The sequence below is a fragment of the Nonomuraea sp. NPDC050153 genome (assembly GCF_044460125.1).
GTDB lineage: Bacteria > Actinomycetota > Actinomycetes > Streptosporangiales > Streptosporangiaceae > Nonomuraea.
Map to the genome: position 1 here is coordinate 131,908 of NZ_JBITJQ010000004.1, position 15,163 is coordinate 147,070.

17 protein-coding genes are annotated in these 15,163 nt (G+C 70.1%); 6 read left to right on the top strand and 11 right to left on the bottom strand.

The window, feature by feature from the left end; translation table 11 throughout:
* Positions 1 to 459: 459 nt before the first annotated feature.
* The 3 genes from ACIBQ1_RS12705 to rph are packed head-to-tail and all read right to left on the bottom strand — an operon-like array spanning position 460 to position 3,573.
* On the bottom strand, positions 460 to 2,220 hold the full coding sequence (locus ACIBQ1_RS12705; RefSeq protein ID WP_397276966.1) for a molybdopterin-dependent oxidoreductase: 1,761 nt from the start codon (positions 2,218 to 2,220) through the stop codon (positions 460 to 462).
* Positions 2,221 to 2,266: 46 nt separating this feature from the next.
* Positions 2,267 to 2,857, bottom strand: coding sequence for an RdgB/HAM1 family non-canonical purine NTP pyrophosphatase (rdgB, locus tag ACIBQ1_RS12710; RefSeq protein ID WP_397276968.1), 591 nt, complete (start codon positions 2,855 to 2,857; stop codon positions 2,267 to 2,269).
* A complete protein-coding gene (gene rph, locus ACIBQ1_RS12715; protein ID WP_397276970.1) occupies positions 2,854 to 3,573 on the bottom strand; it encodes a ribonuclease PH in 720 nt (239 codons plus the stop codon). Before rph ends, rdgB begins: the two co-directional genes overlap by 4 nt.
* Positions 3,574 to 3,641: 68 nt before the next feature.
* Between rph and ACIBQ1_RS12720 the strand changes: the two genes are divergently transcribed.
* Positions 3,642 to 4,880, top strand: a complete 1,239-nt coding sequence (locus tag ACIBQ1_RS12720) for an MFS transporter (RefSeq protein WP_397276971.1) — start codon at positions 3,642 to 3,644, stop codon at positions 4,878 to 4,880.
* On the opposite strand, the gene ACIBQ1_RS12725 is transcribed toward ACIBQ1_RS12720, so the two are convergent.
* The 3 genes from ACIBQ1_RS12725 to ACIBQ1_RS12735 all read right to left on the bottom strand — a co-directional run bounded on the left by ACIBQ1_RS12725 (position 4,865) and on the right by ACIBQ1_RS12735 (position 7,445).
* Positions 4,865 to 5,617, bottom strand: a complete 753-nt coding sequence (locus tag ACIBQ1_RS12725; RefSeq protein ID WP_397276973.1) for an MBL fold metallo-hydrolase — start codon at positions 5,615 to 5,617, stop codon at positions 4,865 to 4,867. The two genes, ACIBQ1_RS12720 and ACIBQ1_RS12725, sit on opposite strands and share 16 nt — an antisense overlap.
* Complete coding sequence (gene murI / locus ACIBQ1_RS12730) at positions 5,614 to 6,549, bottom strand: glutamate racemase (protein ID WP_397276974.1); 936 nt, start codon at positions 6,547 to 6,549, stop codon at positions 5,614 to 5,616. Before murI ends, ACIBQ1_RS12725 begins: the two co-directional genes overlap by 4 nt.
* Before the next feature lie 104 nt (positions 6,550 to 6,653).
* A complete protein-coding gene (locus ACIBQ1_RS12735; protein ID WP_397276975.1) occupies positions 6,654 to 7,445 on the bottom strand; it encodes a thioesterase family protein in 792 nt (263 codons plus the stop codon).
* Positions 7,446 to 7,555: 110 nt separating this feature from the next.
* Here ACIBQ1_RS12735 and ACIBQ1_RS12740 point away from each other — a divergent pair, with 110 nt between their 5' ends.
* Together ACIBQ1_RS12740 and ACIBQ1_RS12745 are read left to right on the top strand one after the other, a co-directional pair.
* On the top strand, positions 7,556 to 7,882 hold the full coding sequence (locus tag ACIBQ1_RS12740; RefSeq protein ID WP_397276977.1) for a hypothetical protein: 327 nt from the start codon (positions 7,556 to 7,558) through the stop codon (positions 7,880 to 7,882).
* A gap of 85 nt (positions 7,883 to 7,967) precedes the next feature.
* Positions 7,968 to 9,890: a hypothetical protein gene (locus tag ACIBQ1_RS12745; RefSeq protein ID WP_397277663.1), complete on the top strand. Its 1,923-nt coding sequence runs from the start codon at positions 7,968 to 7,970 to the stop codon at positions 9,888 to 9,890.
* 57 nt (positions 9,891 to 9,947) lie between these two features.
* On the opposite strand, the gene ACIBQ1_RS12750 is transcribed toward ACIBQ1_RS12745, so the two are convergent.
* The 5 genes from ACIBQ1_RS12750 to clpS form a co-directional block, all read right to left on the bottom strand.
* Positions 9,948 to 10,895 (bottom strand): PLP-dependent cysteine synthase family protein, encoded by a 948-nt coding sequence (locus ACIBQ1_RS12750; RefSeq protein ID WP_397276979.1) that lies wholly within the window; start codon positions 10,893 to 10,895, stop codon positions 9,948 to 9,950.
* 1 nt (position 10,896) lies between these two features.
* Positions 10,897 to 11,169, bottom strand: coding sequence for a MoaD/ThiS family protein (locus ACIBQ1_RS12755; RefSeq protein ID WP_185071430.1), 273 nt, complete (start codon positions 11,167 to 11,169; stop codon positions 10,897 to 10,899).
* A 140-nt stretch (positions 11,170 to 11,309) separates the two neighbouring features.
* The gene (locus ACIBQ1_RS12760) at positions 11,310 to 11,711 is read right to left on the bottom strand and encodes a Mov34/MPN/PAD-1 family protein (RefSeq protein WP_397276980.1); all 402 of its coding nucleotides are present in this window, start codon (positions 11,709 to 11,711) and stop codon (positions 11,310 to 11,312) included.
* Positions 11,712 to 11,720: 9 nt separating this feature from the next.
* Positions 11,721 to 12,245, bottom strand: coding sequence for a DUF2017 domain-containing protein (locus ACIBQ1_RS12765; protein WP_397276982.1), 525 nt, complete (start codon positions 12,243 to 12,245; stop codon positions 11,721 to 11,723).
* 28 nt (positions 12,246 to 12,273) lie between these two features.
* Complete coding sequence (clpS, locus tag ACIBQ1_RS12770) at positions 12,274 to 12,567, bottom strand: ATP-dependent Clp protease adapter ClpS (RefSeq protein ID WP_397276984.1); 294 nt, start codon at positions 12,565 to 12,567, stop codon at positions 12,274 to 12,276.
* A gap of 46 nt (positions 12,568 to 12,613) precedes the next feature.
* Here clpS and ACIBQ1_RS12775 point away from each other — a divergent pair, with 46 nt between their 5' ends.
* From ACIBQ1_RS12775 to ACIBQ1_RS12785, 3 genes are all read left to right on the top strand, one after another.
* Positions 12,614 to 13,897 (top strand): nicotinate phosphoribosyltransferase, encoded by a 1,284-nt coding sequence (locus ACIBQ1_RS12775; RefSeq protein ID WP_397276986.1) that lies wholly within the window; start codon positions 12,614 to 12,616, stop codon positions 13,895 to 13,897.
* A gap of 61 nt (positions 13,898 to 13,958) precedes the next feature.
* Positions 13,959 to 14,528, top strand: a complete 570-nt coding sequence (locus ACIBQ1_RS12780; protein ID WP_397276988.1) for a nicotinamidase — start codon at positions 13,959 to 13,961, stop codon at positions 14,526 to 14,528.
* Positions 14,529 to 14,649: 121 nt separating this feature from the next.
* Positions 14,650 to 15,162 (top strand): hypothetical protein, encoded by a 513-nt coding sequence (locus ACIBQ1_RS12785; protein ID WP_397276990.1) that lies wholly within the window; start codon positions 14,650 to 14,652, stop codon positions 15,160 to 15,162.
* The last annotated feature ends 1 nt before the right edge of the window (position 15,163 follow it).

A 15,163-nucleotide genomic window follows, 5' to 3' on the forward strand; every position in this document is an offset into this window, starting at 1 on the left:
ATCATGCCCGGATCGTGGGTCGCGCTCGGACCCGGGATCGTGGTCGGACCGTAGGTCACGCTCGGGCCGGGGATCGTGGTCGGACCGTAGGTCACGCTTGGGCCAGGGATCGTGGTCGGACCGTGAGTCACGGTCGGACCAGGGGTCACGGTCGGGTCGCGTGCCGCCGGGCGCGCCGGGCTCCAAGGTGGCCGGGCCGCCCGGGGCGCGCGTGGGGGCGGTGCCGGTCTCGGCGGCGCGCTCGTAGTCGAGCCACCGCATCCCCTCGGCCACCACAGGGTTGTACTGTCCGTCTGGAAGGACCCACCGGACGGTCGGCTTGCGCTCGCGGAACACGTCCTGCCTCCTGTCATGCTCGACGACCGATCGTAGAGGGGTCGCCGTGGCAGGGAGGGGAAGTCGGCAAGATTCTCCGCCAGAACCACCGGCCGTACCTGCGGAAACAGGGACAAGCAGGGCTCAGGACACCTTCACCGTGATGGTGTGCCAGCCGGTCGCCCCGTCGGGCGCGGGCGAGGCCTCCTGCTCGGTCTGGGTACGCCCGGCGGCGTCGGTCGCCCGCACCTGGATCGTGTGCTCCCCCGCCGTGGCGTCCCAGTCGATCGACCACTGACGCCAGGTGTCGGGGCCCGGCACCTCGGCCAGCCGCGCCTGCCGCCACTGCCCGCGATCGACCCTGACCTCCACGGCGTCCACCCCGGTGTGCTGCGCCCACGCCACCCCGGCGATCGTGGTACGCCCGGCCTTCAGCGAATCGCCCGACTTGGGCACGTCGATGCGCGACTGCGTCTTGATGGGGCCCTTGGCCGACCAGCCGCGCGGCGTCCAGTACGCCTCGTCCCGGTCGAACCTGGTCACCTTGATGTCCACGACCCACTTGGTGGCCGAGACGTATCCGTACAGACCGGGCACCACCTGGCGCACGGGGAAGCCGTGGGCCACGGGGAGGGCCTCGCCGTTCATCGCGATCGCGAACAGCGCGTCTCGGCCGTCCATGACCACGTCGACCGGGGTGCCGCAGGTGAAGCCGTCGGCCGAGGTGGACAGAAGCATGTCGGCGCCGGACTGGAGCCCGGCCCGGCGCAGCACCTCGGGCATGCGGACGCCGAGCCAGCGGGCGTTGCCGATGTACTCGCCGCCGACCTCGTTGGAGACGCAGGTGAGCGTGACGTCCGCCTCGGTGAGCGGCATGCCGAGCAGCTCCTGGTACGTGAGCTCGACCGGCCGGTCGACCATGCCGTGGATGCGCAGCTTCCAGCTTCTGGGATCCACCTGGGGGACGACGAGCGCCGTGTCGACCCTATAGAAGTCACGATTTCTCGTAATAAATGGAGACAAGCCCCTGATGTGGAGGTCTGCGGCTGCCGGAATGGGTTTGGCCGACGTCGCAGGCTTGGGCAGCGCGACCTTCACGCGTTCGGCGTCCACGGCCCGCTGCCCGCCGAGCGTCTGCCCGAGCACGGCGCTCCCGATCGCGACCACCGCCCCGCCGGTGGCGCCGGTCAGCAGCCGCCGCCGATCGAACGACCACAGGTCCGCCCCGGCCAGCATCACCGCAGGCCGCTCCGCACCGTCGCGGCCCTCGCCACCGCCATCCCCGGAAACGCCGGCGGCCCCGGCGGACTCGGCGGCCCCGGCGGCCCCGGCGGACTCGGCGGCCCCGGCGGACTCGGCGGCCCCGGCGGACTCGGCGGCCCCGGCGGACTCGGCGGCCCCGGCGGACTCGGCGGCCCTGGCGGACTCGGCGGGCGGGGGCGGTGGAGGGGTGACGGGCTCGCCCGCTGCCCGCCGTACCAGCCGGCCCAGCGTCCAGGCGCCGGCCGCCGCCCCCACCAGGGTCGGCAGCGCGTCCAGGACCCCGGCGTCCGGCCGGGTCAGCACCGCCGCCAGGCCGATCGCCCCGAAAACGGCCAGCCCCGCGAAGCCGTAGCCGAGCCGGCGCGCGGCCAGCGTCCCGATGAGGGGCGCGACCCCGCCGAGGACCACGATCAGCACGCCCGCGATGAGGACCGTCTTGTCGTTCTCGCCGAACGTCCTGATCGCGAATTCCTTGAGCGGCGCGGGCGTGAGATCGATCGCCACGTCGCCCACCGCCACCACGGGCGATGACTTGGGCCCGGCGAACGCGGCCGCGAGCTGCGCGATCCCGAGGGCCACGCCCCCGGCCACCAGCCCCATCAGGGCCTTCGCCCACGCGGGCACCATCGGATTACTCTGCACAGTCCGACGTTACGCCGCCCGGCCCCGGGCGGTTCTTACACGGTGGTTACGAGCTGAGGAGCTCCCGCACGAGGGGCGCCAGCGCGCGGAAGGCCCGCCCCCGGTGGCTGATCGCGTCCTTCTCCTCCGGCGACATCTCGGCCGTCGTGCGCCCCTCGCCGTCGGGCACGAAGATCGGGTCGTACCCGAACCCGTTGGACCCCCGGCGGGCGGAGATCAGGCGCCCCTGGAGCGCGCCCTCCACCACCCGGGACTCCCCCGAGGGCAGCGCCAGCGCGGCGGCACAGGCGAAGTGCGCGGTCAGCTTGTCGGCGGGCACGTCGGAGACCTGCGCCAGCAGCAGATCGAGGTTGGCCTGGTCGTCGCCGTGCCGCCCCGACCAGCGGGCGGAGAAGACGCCCGGCATGCCGCCCAGCACGTCGACGCAGAGCCCCGAGTCGTCGGCCACCGCGGGCAGCCCCGACTGCTGTGCCACGGCGTGCGCCTTGAGCAGCGCGTTTTCCTCGAACGTGACCCCGGTCTCGGCGACCTCGCCGATCGCGGGGAACTCCTCGAGCCCGACGACGTCGAACCCGGACAGGATCCGGCGCAGCTCCACGATCTTGCCCATGTTGCGGGTGGCCAGGACGATCCTCATGAGCCCAGCGCCTCCTGCTGGATCAGCGTGAGCTCCTGGCAGCCGCCCACGGCCAGGTCGAGGAGCTGGTCGAGCGCCGCGCGGTCGAAGGGGGCACCCTCGGCGGTGCCCTGCACCTCGACGAAGCTGCCCTCGCCGGTCATCACGACGTTCATGTCGGTCTCGGCGGCCACGTCTTCGGTGTAGCAGAGGTCGAGCATCGGCACCGAGCCGATGACCCCGACGGAGACGGCCGCGACCGAGCCGATCAGCGGGTCGCCCGGGCACATCCGGCGCTCGCGCATCCAGGCGATCGCGTCGGCGAGCGCGACGTAAGCGCCGGTGATCGCGGCGGTCCTGGTGCCGCCGTCGGCGTCCAGCACGTCGCAGTCGAGCAGAATGGAGTTTTCCCCCAACGCTTTGTAATCGACGCAGGCGCGAAGAGAACGCCCGATCAGCCGGGAAATCTCGTGGGTCCGGCCGCCGATTTTGCCGCGGACCGATTCGCGATCGTTGCGAGTATTGGTCGCCCGGGGCAACATGGCATATTCGGCCGTAACCCACCCCTGGCCGCTGCCCCTGCGCCACCGGGGCACGCTGTCCTGGACCGACGCCGCGCACAACACCCGCGTGTTGCCGAATTCGACCAGCACCGATCCTTCGGCGTGGGCGAGCCAGCGCCTGGTGATGGTTATGGGGCGAAGCTGGTCAGAGTTGCGGCCATCCTGTCGGGACATGCAGATCACCCTATCTCCGAGCCACGACACTCTTGACCAAATGTGTCCGACACATGGATCCTTACGCAATGACAACGGGGGTGTTGCGTAACCCTGACTTCCTCCGGTTCCTCGGTTCGCATGTCGCCAGTGAACTCGGGGCGAATATCTCCCGTGTTGCGCTCCCGCTGGTGGCCGTGCTCGCGCTGCACGCGGGTCCGGTCGAGGTCGGGGTTCTGTCGGCACTGCAGACGACGGCGTTCCTGCTGATCGGCCTGCCCGCGGGGGTGTGGGTCGACCGGATGCGCAGGCGGCGCGTGATGCTGGTGTCCGACCTGGCCAGGCTCCTGCTGCTCGCCAGCATCCCGCTGGCGGCGGAGGTGGGGCTGCTGTCGATCGGCATGATGTTCGCCGTCGCGCTGCTGGCCGGGGCGGCCCAGGTCTTCAACGACGTGGCGGACCAGACGTACCTGCCGGAGCTGGTCGGCACCGCGCAGCTCAGCGACGGCAACTCCAAGCTGGAGGTCGTGCGGTCGGGCGCGTTCCTGGCCGGGCCGGGCGTGGGGGGCGCGCTGGTGCAACTGCTGGGGGCGCCGCGCACGCTGTTCGCCACGGCGCTCGGCGCGCTCGCCTCGGTGCTGTTCCTGAGCACGGTCAAGGCCCCCGACAAGCTGCCCGCCCTCACCGAGCGCACCCCGCTGCTGCGCGGCATCGGCGAGGGCCTGGCGTACGTGTGGCGCGACCGGCTGCTGCGCATGTTCGTGTCCGCGACGGCGGCCACCAACCTGTGCACCAGCGCCGTGCTCGGCCTGTCGGTGCTGTTCCTGTCCAAGGTGGTCGAGCTGCCCCCCAGCGCCGTCGGCCTGCTGCTCATGTCGGGCGGCATCGGCGGCCTGATCGGCGGACTGACCGGCTCCTGGCTGTCCAGGCGGTTCGGCACCGCCAGGATGACCTGGCTGGCCGTCACCGTGGGCGCGCCCTTCGGCCTGCTGCTGCCGATGACGCAGGCCGACTGGCGGGTGGCGTGCTTCGCGATCACTTCGATCGGGCTCACTTGGAGCGCGACATTGATGAACGTGGGCCAGATCACCTACCGGCAGACCGTGACCCCCGAGCACCTGCTCGGCCGGGTCAACGCGTCGGCGAGGTTCGTCACCTGGGGGATCATGCCGCTGGGCGCGCTGCTCGGCGGGCTCTTAGCCCAGCAGATCGGCGTGCGGGAAGCCCTGTGGGTGATCATGACGGGCCGGCTCCTGGCCTTCCTGCCGCTGCTGTTCTCCCCGTTGCCCCGCATGCGCGACTTCACCAAGGTTCAGGCCAGGTCGTAGACCGCCCCGCTGCGGGCCAGCTCGATCGGTCCGCCGAAACCGCCTCCCATCGCCTCCTCCAGCACCGTGCCCTGGTCGTTCCACGGGACGAGGTGGGTGAGCACGAGCCGGCCGACGCCGGCCTCGGCCGCGTGCCGGGCGGCCTGGCGGCCGGTCAGGTGCAGGTCGGGCGGCAGGTCGGGACCCTCCACGAACGACGCCTCGCACAGCAGCAGATCGGCGCCCGTGGCCAGCTTCACCAGCTCGCTCGACTCCCCGGTGTCGCCGGAGTAGGCCACGCACCGGCCGCCGCCGGTCACGCGGAAGCCGTACGCCTCGACCGGGTGGTTGACCAGCCCCGCGGTCAGCGTGAACGGCCCGATCTCGAACGAGTCGGGCGCCAGCGGCACGAAGTCGAACGCGGTCTCCAGGCCCGGTTCGTCCGGCATCCCGTAGGCGGCCGACAGCCGGACGGGCGCGTCGGCGGGCGCGTAGACGGGCAGGGTGGGGTACGGCGCGCCGGGCCCGTACGTGCGGACCACGTGGTAGGAGCAGAGGTCGAGACAGTGGTCGGCGTGCAGGTGCGACAGGCAGATCGCGTCCACGTCGTACAGGCTGATGTGGCGTTGGAGCGCGCCGAGCGACCCGTTGCCGAGGTCGAGCAGCATCTTGAACCCGTCCGCCTCCAGGAGGTAGCAGGACGCGGGGCTGTCGGGCCCGGGGAAGCTGCCCGAGTACCCGACGATGGTCACCTTCATGTGGGCTCCTTCCCGATGCGACGCTCCGCGTCGCTACTCGGCCGCTCCGACCCGGTGTCGTTCCTCGTCGCTCTGGGCGCCAGGCTCCCGTCGCTCCTCGGTCCGGACGCGGCCGAGTGGCCGTTAAAGGTAGTACCCCCCACTGGTGCGACTTCGACCACGTCGATCTCCGGGCCCAGGAAGCGCCGCCCGAGCCGGGCGAAGAGCAGGGAGTCGCCGGTGGCGCGGAAGCGGTGCCGGGGGGTGGCCTCGCCTCCCGCCGCCAGATCGCGGTCGTGCAGGATCCGGTAGACGTCCTTGGCCGTCTCCTCGGCGCTGGAGACCAGCGTGACACCGTCGCCGACGACATAGGAGATGGCGCCGGTGAGCAGCGGGTAGTGGGTGCAGCCGAGGATGAGGGTGTCGCACCCGGCGGCCCTGATGGGCTCCAGGTACTCGCCCAGGACCTCGATGAGCTCGTCGCTCATCGTCTCCCCGCGCTCGACGTACTCCACCAGGCGTGGGGCGGCCACGCCGGTGAGCTGGACGTCGGGCGCCGCGGTGAAGGCGTCGTGATAGGCCATGGACTCGATGGTGGCCTTCGTGGCGATCACGCCGACCCTGCCCGTACGGGTGGCCCGCACCGCGCGCCGGGTGGCGGGCTGGATCACCTCGACGACCGGCACGTCGTAGCGCTCGCGGGCGTCGCGCAGCACCGCGGCGCTGGCGCTGTTGCAGGCGATCACGAGCATCTTGACGCCGTGCTCGACGAGGTGGTCCATCACCTCCAGGGCGTAGGCGCGGACCTCCGCGATGCGTTTCGGCCCGTACGGCTGGCGGGCCGTGTCGGCCACGTAGGTAATGGACTCATCAGGCAACTGGTCGATGATCGCGCGCGCGACCGTCAGGCCGCCGACTCCGCTGTCGAAGATCCCAATACTCGCGTCCGGCACGCTCTAGAGGGTAGGCGACCTGCGTGATCAACTCTGCGTAAGAATCCTCACAGGTAGGACACATGGGCGTGCGATGGGTGTTGCGTTGGTCACATCCGGGCCGGTCAGCCGCGTCCGACCCGGGCGAGTTGGCGCGATTGGGCGACCAGGCGGCCCGTGGAGTCGCGTACCTCGACCTCCTCGTCGAACCAGCCGTCCGAGATCAGCCGGCCGCCGCCGAGCAGCGTGAGCCAGCCGGGCGCGGGCAGCGCCCGCAGGTGCCAGGTGAGGTCCACGGTCGGCGCCCAGCCCCGCGCGCCCGCCGAGAAGACCACCGGCGGCAGCGCGTCCACGGCCAGCGCCAGCACGTACGGGTCCGGGTCCTGGGGCTCGGCCATCCGGAAGTACGCCCGCGACTCCGGCCGGCCGGTGGGCTCGCCCTTCAGCCAGCCGATCGTGGGCGGGTCGAAGAGCAGCTCCATCTGGGCGTTGAGGTTCATGCCCGATTCGGGCCTGGGGGCGGGGAGTTTGGCGCAGTCCTCGATGCCGGGCATGTCGAACGCCGATTTTTCGGCATAAATCGGCTCGACCTCGTGCAACGTGGCCGTCGTGATCAGCCCCTCGATGTGCGCCATGTCGTCCTGCACGAGCGTGGCCCTGGCGAACGCGGCCGTCCTGCCCGCCTTGAGCGGCTCGATCCTGACCTGCGCGGGCCCGGCCACCGGCGCCTTCAGGAACTGCGCCGTCGTGCTCACCGGATGCTCGAACGGCGAGGCGTCCACCGCCGCGCGCAGGATCACGGCCATCAGGTAGCCGCCGTTGAGGGGGCCGCCGATCGCGTATCCGGAGTCGAGGCACACGTCGTAGGTGCCCTCGTCGATCCTGATCGCCTGGGTCGCCTCGTCGAACTTGGTCATCCGCGCCCGCCTCAACTCCGGAATTATGTTCTAGCGCTCGCATAGTCTATGGCATCCCCCTATCAGCGTGCCTACCTGCGAAAACGTGATTCGGTTGAGAAAGTTCGATCATGGCAAGTGTCACCGAACTCATCGGCCAGTCCGTTTGGGACTCCGACGGGATATGGGTCGGCCACGTGGTGGACATCCGCGTGGTCAAGCACAAGGGCGAACTCCAGAAGAGCCACACCGTCTACGGGCTGATCGTCTCCAGCCGCCGCGCGCCGCTGCTGCTCGGCCTCACCCGGGAGAACCAGGACCGCCCGCCCTGGCTCACCCGGACGCTGTCGCGTCTGGTCTATGTGGGCTGCACATTCGTGCCGTGGGCGTGCGTCGTCGACTACGGAAGCGGCGAGGTCCACATCAACGCGCTCAGAAAGGAGCTCACCAGGGTCTGAATCTCACTTCAGCACATTGCAAGCGCCCGTCTAGCAACATCAGCTAACTTCTCTGTGGTCCAAAGTCCACATTGTGAGTTGAGTGATGTCTGCGAATAATCCCCCCTATGGCCAGGATCCTGACCGGACCACGGCGTACAACTGGAACCAGGGGCAGCAGCCGGAGAACCCTCCGACGACGCCTCTGACATCGGGACAGCCGTACCCGCCGCAGCAGCCCTACCAGCAGGGGGCGTACGGGCAGCAGGCGTCCTACGGGCAGCAGCAGCCGTACGACCCGCAGCAGGGGTACGGGCAGCAGCAGCCCACCTATGACGCCGGCTACGGCCAGCAGAGCTCGTACGGCCAGCAGCAGAGCTGGCAGCAGGGCGGCCAGCAGCAGGCCCAGGGCGGCTGGCAGCAGCAGCAACCGCAGCAGGGCTGGCAGCAGGAGCAGCAGGGCCAGGGCTGGCAACAGCAGGGCCAGCAGCCCCAGAGCGGCTGGCAGCAGGAACAGCAAGGTTGGCAGAACGACCAGTACGCCCAGGGCGGCTGGCAGCAGCAGGGGCCCGAGGGGTTCGGCCCGTCGCAACCGGCCAAGAAGGGCCGCAAGACCTGGATCATCGCCGCGGCCGCCGCGCTCGCGGTGATCCTGCTCGGCGGCGGCGCCGTGTGGGCCGTGGGAGCCATCGGCGGCGGCGGCACGCAGCCGAACGAGGTCCTGCCCGCCAACTCGATCGCCTACGCCCGGCTCGACCTGGACCCGGCCGCGAACCAGAAGCTGGCGCTGTTCCAGATCGCCAGGAAGTTCACGGTCACCAAGGACTCCTTCACCGGCGAGGACCCGCGCAAGGCGCTGTTCGACACGATCAACGCCGACTCCGACTCCAAGGTCGACTTCGCCAAGGACGTCGACCCCTGGCTGGGCAGCAGGGTCGGCTTCGCCGCCGTCCCCTCGGGCAAGGACGAGCCCGACTTCGCGGTGGCCGTCCAGATCAAGGACGAGGCGCAGGCCAAGGCCGGCATCGCCAAGCTGATGAAGGGCGAGAAGTACGGCCTCGCCTTCCGCGACGACTACGCGCTGCTGAGCTCGACCCAGCAGCTGGCCGACAAGTTCGCGAAGTCCGAGGGCAGCCTCGCGGACAACGCCGAGTTCACCGACGACATGGGCGCGGTCGGCGAGCAGGGCGTGCTGTCGTTCTGGGCCGACATGGGCGGGCTCATGGAGCTGGCCAAGAAGGAGATCCCGGCCGAGCAGGCCGCGGCCGTCGAGCAGATCAAGGACGCCAGGTTCGCCGGCGCGCTGCGCTTCGACAGCGCGTACGTCGAGCTCGCCGGCGTCGTGCGCGGCGCCAAGGGCATGACCCCCGAGGGTGACCTGCCCAAGGCCAACCTGGGCACGCTGCCGGCCACCACGGCGGCCGCCCTGTCGATCTCCGGCCTCGACCAGATGGTCACCAAGCAGTGGGACCAGATCCAGAAGCAGGCCGCGGCGACCGGCGGCACCGAGGTCAAGCAGATGCTGGAGCAGGCCCAGAGCCAGCTCGGGCTGCAGCTGCCCGGCGACCTGGCCACGATCCTCGGCAAGAACTTCACGCTCGCCGTGGACAGCCAGGGCCTGGACGGCGACCAGATCAAGGGCGGCGTGCGCATCGTCACCGACCCGGCCAAGGCGCAGGCCATCGTCGACAAGGTCCAGCAGGCGCTGACCTCCCAGGGCCAGGGCGCGCCGCAGATCGCCAAGGTCTCCGGCGACGGCGTCTTCACCGTGGCGACGAGCGACGAGTACGCCAAGCAGCTGGCCGGTGAGGGCACGCTCGGCGACTCGGAGACGTTCCAGACGGCGATCCCCAACGCGGGCGACGCCAACTACGCGGTCTTCGTGGACCTGGACAAGGTGGAGAACCTCTACCTCAAGTCCATGCAGGGCGACGAGAAGGCCAACCTGCAGGTGCTGCGGGCCGTCGGGATGAGCGGCACGCAGACCGACAGCGAGGCGACGTTCTCGCTGCGGCTCCTGTTCAACTGAGCGCCCAAGTGAAAGAGGCGGCCGGTCGTGGACCGGCCGCCTCTTTCGATGCTGTTCTCAGGCCCAGAGCTGGCCGTCGAGGCGCTCTTCCGCCTCCTCCAGGGTGCCCTCGTAGGCGCCCGTGGACAGGTATTTCCAGCCGCCGTCGGCCACCACGAACACGACGTCGGCGCGCTCGCCCGCCTGGACCGCCTTCTTGGCCACGCCCAGCGCCGCGTGCAGCGCCGCGCCCGTCGAGACCCCGGCGAAGATGCCCTCGGAGGCCAGCAGCTCGCGCGTGCGCCGCAGCGCGTCGGCCGAGCCCACGGAGAAGCGGGTGGTCAGCACGGACTCGTCGTAGAGCTCGGGGATGAAGCCCTCGTCCACGTTGCGCAGCCCGTAGACCAGCTCGCCGTAGCGGGGCTCGGCGGCGACGATCTGCACGCCCGGCACCCGCTCGCGCAGGAACCGCCCGACGCCCATCAGCGTGCCCGTCGTGCCGAGCCCGGCCACGAAGTGGGTCACGGTGGGCAGGTCCTCCAGGATCTCCGGGCCGGTGCTCTCGTAGTGCGAGCGCCAGTTGGCCGGGTTTCCGTACTGGTAGAGCATGACCCAGGAGGGATTCTGGGCCGCCAGCTCCTTGGCCACGCGTACGGCCTCGTTGGAGCCGCCCGCCGCGGGCGAGGAGATGATCTCCGCGCCCCACATGCGCAGGAGCTGGCGGCGCTCCTCGGAGGTGTTCTCGGGCATCACGCAGATCAGCTTGTAGCCCTTGAGCTTGGCCGACATGGCGAGCGAGATGCCCGTGTTACCGCTGGTGGGCTCAAGGATCGTGCAGCCGGGAGTGAGCCGGCCGTCCTTCTCGGCCTCCTGGATCATCCACAGGGCGGGCCTGTCCTTGATCGACCCGGTCGGGTTGCGGTCTTCGAGCTTGGCCCAGATCCGCACGTCGGCGGAGGGCGACAACCGCGGCAGCCCCACGAGCGGCGTGCGGCCGACCGAGTCGATCAGCGAGTCGAACCGCATGTCACCCGCCGGCGACGGCAGGCAGCACGGTGACCGTGTCGCCGTCGGACAGCGGCGTGCCCAGACCGCCCAGGAAACGCACGTCCTCGTCGTTCAGGTAGACGTTGACGAAGCGGCGCAGGCTGCCCGCGTCGACCAGGCGCTCCTTGATGCCCGGGTGGCGCGACTCAAGATTGCTGATCAGCTCTTCGAGGGTGGCGCCCTCGGCGTCGACGGCCTTGGCGCCGCCGGTGTAGTTACGCAGGATGGTCGGAATGCGAACCTCGATGGCCATCGCGCTCAGTCTCCTCAGATCAGGTCGTCGTCCCATCGGCAGCAACGCCGACGGCTGAATGCGGATTCCGGGCTACTGACAGTCGTAAACGACGACAGCCGGAGTGTGCGCGAAGAGGAAGCTCTGCACCGGCCTGACCATCATGGGAGAAACCTTACCTCTTCCTCGGTTATCACTCCGTCGAGGATGCGGTAGGAGCGGAACTCCACCTCGGCCTCGTCCCGCGTGGAGACCAGGACGTAGTGGGCGTTCGGCTCGGAGGCGTAGGACACGTCGGTGCGTGACGGGTACGCCTCGGTGGCCGTGTGGGAGTGGTAGATCACGACGGGCTCCTCGTCGCGGTCGTCCATCTCACGCCAGACGCGCAGCTGCTCCATCGAGTCGAAGCGGTAGAAGGTGGGCGAGCGTTCGGCGTTCTCCATGGGGACGAACCGCTCGGGGACATCGTTCTTGCCCGCGATCACCCCGCACGCCTCGTCGGGGTGGTCGGCACGGGCATGGGCGACGATCTTGTCCACCAGTTCCTGCGAGATCGACAGCATGCCCGGAAGCTACCAGAGGGCCCGGACCAGGCTGTCCTGGAGGTAGGTCAGCCAGTCGTAGGTGAGGTAGGCGGGGTAGCGGGGGTCGTCCTCGGACATCACGGCGATCTCGTCGTGGACCTCCTCGGTCACGTCGAGCTTGGTGCCGAGCGTCAGGCGCACGTCGTTGAGCGAGCGCAGCCAGGCCTGGGCCTGCTCGGGCGTGAGCTCGGCGCGGCCCGACCTGGCGGTGTCGAACACGGTCTGCGCGTCGGCCCGCTTGCCGTCACGCAGCGTGGCCTCGGTGTAGCGGCGGAACTCCATCGAGTCCTTCGCGTCCTCGTACGCCGACGGGAACAGCCTGGCCAGCACCGGGTCGGACGGCGCCTCTCCCCCGCCGATGCCCAGCGCCCGCTCCAGCGGGTCGTCGCTGGTCCGCCCCGGCTCCACGATGCCCAGCATCATCGACACGAGCGAGCGCAGGAGCGAGACCTCCGCGGCCTCGAACTCCGCGACGACGCCGCCGGCCTTGCCCGGCGAGAACCCCGATGTCACCCGCGCCGCCTCACTGACCTCATGTGCCTCACTTGACCGAGTCCGACTGGAGCGTCGCCCACAGGCCGTAGGAGTGGAGAATCTGCACATCGCGTTCCATCTCTTCCCGCGTGCCACTGGACACGACGGCCTTGCCCTTCTGGTGTACGTCCAGCATGAGTTTCTCGGCCTTCTCCTTCGTGTAGCCGAAGACCGTTTGGAAGACATAGGTCACGTAGGACATGAGGTTGACCGGGTCGTTCCAGACGATGGTCACCCATGGCAGATCGGGTCTGACGTCCGATGACGGACGCTCAACGGCGATTGGAGCGGTGCTACCCACATCCCCGAGTCTGCCCTATCTGGGCCGTAGTCTTCGAGTCGTGACAATGACCATGAGCACTGCGTTGCTCACAGATCACTATGAGCTGACGATGCTGCAGGCGGCGCTACGGAGCGGAGCGGCGCACAGGCGCGCCGTTTTCGAGGTGTTCGCCAGACATCTGCCGGGTGGCAGGCGCTACGGGGTTGTCGCCGGGACAGGGCGTGTCCTGGACGAGCTGGAACGCTTCCGTTTTGGTGAGGAAGAACTCACCTATTTGCGGGAGAAGCATGTCGTCGACGAGGACACTCTGGCGTTTCTCGCCGATTACCGGTTTTCCGGGAACATCTACGGCTACCGCGAGGGCGACCTCTACTTCCCCGCCTCCCCGATCATGATCGTGGAGGGGACCTTCGCGGAGGCCGTGCTGCTGGAGACCCTCACGCTGTCGATTCTGAACCACGACTGCGCCATCGCCTCAGCCGCCTCCCGCATGACCAACGCCGCGGGCAAGCGGCCGCTCATCGAGATGGGCTCGCGCCGCACCCACGAGAGCTCCGCCGTGGCCGCCGCGCGGGCCGCGTACATCGCGGGTTTCGCCTCCACCTCCAACCTCATGGCCGGGCACGTCTACGGCGTGCCCACGGCCGGCACGGCGGCGCACGCGTTCACGTTGCTGCACGACTCGGAGAAGGCGGCGTTCGAGGCCCAGATCGCCTCGCTGGGCCGCAAGACGACGCTGCTGGTGGACACGTACGACGTGACCGAGGCGGTGCGCACGGCCGTGGAGCTGGCGGGGCCGGAGCTGGGCGCGGTCCGCATCGACTCCGGCGACCTGGCCGCCGCCGCGCAGGAGGTGCGCGAGCAGCTCGACGCGCTCGGGGCCTTCGAGACCCGCATCCTGGTCACCTCCGACCTGGACGAGTACGCCATCGCCGCGCTGGCCGCCGCCCCCGTCGACGGCTACGGCGTCGGCACGTCCCTGGTGACCGGGTCCGGCGTGCCCACGGCGGCCCTGGTCTACAAGCTGGTGGCCAGGGAGACGGCCACGGGCAAGCTGGAGGCCGTGGCCAAGCGCTCGGTAGGCAAGCCGTCGCGCGGGGGCCGCAAGCAGGCGTACCGGCTCCTGGACGGCGCGGGCATCGTGGAGACCGAGCTGATCACCACCGGCGGCCTGGCCCCCGAGGACGGCATCGTCCTGCTGCACGAACTGGTGCGCGACGGGCAGGTCGTGGGCAGGGAGCCCCTGTCCGCCGCCCGCGAGCGCCACGCCGCCGCCGTCGCCGGCCTCCCCCAGGAGGCCCTGCACCTCGGCAGGGGGTACGCGGCCATCCCCACGGAGTTCGCCTGACGCGCCCGTCGGGCCGGGGCGGGCGAGCCGGTACGCGGGCCCTGTCATTAGAGTGCTGAATATGGGGACCGCACTGATCATCGTCGATGTGCAGAACGACTTCTGCGAGGGCGGCAGCCTGCCCGTGGCCGGCGGCTCGGAGGTGGCGGGGGCGATCACCCGCCACGTGGCCGAGCACGGCTATGACCACGTGGTGGCGACCCGCGACTACCACGTCTCGCCCGGCGACCACTTCGCCGAATCGCCCAATTACGTCTCCACGTGGCCGGCGCACTGCGTGGCCGGGACCCCGGGGGCGGACTTCCACCCGTCGTTCGACGTGTCGGCGGTGGAGGAGGTGTTCAGCAAGGGCGCCTACGCGGCCGCGTACAGCGGGTTCGAGGGCCTGTCGGGCGACGGCGTCCCGCTCGCCGAGTGGCTCAGGGAGCGCGGGGTCCACGAGGTGGACGTGGTGGGCATCGCCACGGACCACTGCGTGCGCGCCACGGCGCTGGACGCGGTCAAGCACGGGCTGGCGGTGCGGGTGCTGCTGAACCTGACGGCCGGCGTGGCCCCGACGACCACGGAGGTGGCGCTGGCGGAGCTGAAGGACGCGGGCGCCACCCTCCGGGGTGCCCCTGTCATGGGCTGACCGATCACGAGGTGTATGCGGTAGGCAACACTGAGTTCATGTGATATTCAAGAGGACGAACCCCCTCCGGAGCCGTAGTAATACGGAGAGTCACAAACTCCTTTTCGCGGGAGGTAGATACATGCTGGCCATCTCCCTGGGTGTGGCCTGGCTCGTCCTCGGTCCCCTCTGCCTGTGGCTGCTCATCCGGGGCAGCACCGGCGAGCGGATGGCCGCGATCGTCACGCTGGCCCTGCTGGAGGGCGGCACGATCGCGATGGGCGCCGAGGAGCGGCCCGTGCCCGCCACTCCGGCTATCGAGGCGAACGTCACGTCCTCCTGCCGGGAGCGCGTCCCGGTCCCCCACTCGGCGAAGGTGGGCCACGAGATCGTGCTGACCTGGGCGGCGGAGCCGCGAGAGTGCGGCGCGGCCGAGGTCGTGGTCCGGGCCGAGGGGCGCAAGCTGCGCCTATGGCTGTACGAGGGCCCCAACGTCGGCAGCCGCATGCCAGTGCTCCCGGGGCGCCATCAGCGCGTGTTCACGCTGCCCGTGCACGTCAAGAGCGGCAAGGCGGCGCTGAGACTTCCCATGCGGGAAAATCCGGAATACGTCCTCACCGACGGCCGCACCGGGCGACGCATCCCCCAGACGTAGC